We start from the raw sequence: 1,904 nt of genomic DNA, 5'->3' as shown, positions 1-1,904 counted from the left end.
GGTACAGGGTGGACACGGAGGGCGGTCGCCTCTCGGCGAGGGCTCCACAGGGCTTCAGCCGAACGATCTTCCCCATGGGCTATAGGTGAGGCCCGAGGACACTGTCCCCTCCGCGACCACATACAGATGAACGGTAAACCATCCCGGGTTGTTCCCGGCAACCGCACCACCCGTCCCACCGGCCCCAACCACCCGACGCGCCCTCACGCCCGACCGCACCGTGATACGACCACAGCGGACAGTGACCGGCCCGGCCCCCGGCGGCACAGCACCCAGGGCGGGAGGCATGGCACCGGACCGCGCCGACCGGCCGGAGATGCTCCCGCCTCCCGGCCCGCACAGAAGTGCCACCAGCCCGCGCGACGCTCAGCCGGACCACGAGCCCGCGTGCCTCCCGGGCCGCGCCCCGCGCTCAGCCGGCCGCCGCGCCCCGTGTTCAGCCGGCGGCAGCGCCGAACCACACGGGCAGCCGGCTGAGCAGATCCCGCTGGTCCTCACCTACCCACGCCACATGCCCGTCCGGCCGCAGCAGCACCGCCGGTACGTCCAGTTCCTCGCCGACGTCGACGACATGGTCGACCCGGTCCGCCCAGCCCTCCACCGACAGCCGGCCCGTCCCGTCGAGCAGCAGCCCGCGGCCCTCGTGCATCAGCTCGTAGAGGCGCCCCCGCTTCAGCCGCACGTCCCGCATCCGCCGGCCGAGCAGTTCATGACCCTCGCCGAAGTCGTAGCGGACCTCGACCGCGGTGATCATCCCGGTCACGTACCGGTTCACCTCTTCGAAGTCCATCAGCCTCGTGAACAGCTCCCGCAGCGCGGTCGCACCCGGATCGGTCCCCAGCAGCGTGATCTGCGCGCGGGTGTTGTCCAGCACCCGGGCGCCCACCGGGTGCCGCTCGGCGTGGTAGCTGTCCAGCAGGCCCTCCGGCGCCCAGCCGTCGACCTCGGCGGCCAGCTTCCAGCCGAGGTTGAACGCGTCCTGGACACCGAGGTTGAGCCCCTGCCCGCCGGTCGGCGGGTGGATGTGCGCCGCGTCGCCCGCCAGCAGGACCCGGCCGACCCGATAGCGCTCGGCCTGCCGGGTGGCGTCGCCGAACCGGGACAGCCAGCGCGGCGAGTGCGCGCCGAGGTCGGTGCCGGCGACGACCCGCAGCTGCCGCCGGAACTCCTCGAGGGTCGGCCCGCTCGTACGGTCCTCGGACACGCCGTCGGCCGGCACGACGACGCGGTACACCCCCTCCCCGAGGGGAAGGGCCCCGAACCGCAGCTGGGTCCTGCGGACCTCCTCCACGACGGCGGCGATCGTCGCCGGATCCTCGGTCAGCACCATCTCGCCCAGCAGCGTCTCGACCGTGGCGGGCTCGCCGGGGAAACCCACACCGAACTGCTTGCGCACCACGCTGCGGCCGCCGTCGCACCCGACGAGGTAACGCGAGCGCAGGCGCGTACCGCCCCCGCCGGCGCGGGCACCCCCCTCCGCCAGTTCGACACTCACCCCGTCCTCGTCCTGGGACACCCCCACCACCTCGCAGCCGCGCCGGATCTCCACGCCCAGCTCGACGGCACGCTCGCCCAGCAGTCGCTCGGTGACCGGCTGCGGGGTGGCGACGCCGTACGGGTGCGCCGTGTCCAGCCCGTCCGGCCACGGCTTGACGATGCCGCCGAACAGACCGCCGACCTGGAACCTCTCACTGACCGCGAGGAACCGGTCCAGCAGACCGCGCTGGTCCATCACCTCGACGCTGCGCGTGTGCAGACCCTGCCCACGGCCCTCCCGGGTCGGCTCGGCCAACCTTTCCAGCACGACCACGTGCACGCCGTGCAGCCGCAGCTCGCAGGCCAGCATCAAGCCGGTCGGTCCGCCGCCGACCACGATCACGTCAATCACAAGAGAACGCCCATTC

At 72.9% G+C, this 1,904-nt stretch carries 1 protein-coding gene; it reads right to left on the bottom strand.

Annotated elements, in window-relative coordinates; genetic code table 11:
* Nucleotides 1–436: 436 nt before the first annotated feature.
* On the bottom strand, nucleotides 437–1,888 hold the full coding sequence (gene rox / locus ACWGH4_RS34695; protein ID WP_453467842.1) for a rifampin monooxygenase: 1,452 nt from the start codon (nucleotides 1,886–1,888) through the stop codon (nucleotides 437–439).
* Between the last annotated feature and the right edge of the window lie 16 nt (nucleotides 1,889–1,904).

It is taken from the genome of Streptomyces sp. NPDC054847 (assembly GCF_053610925.1).
This window is presented reverse-complemented; position numbering and strand designations above follow the sequence as displayed.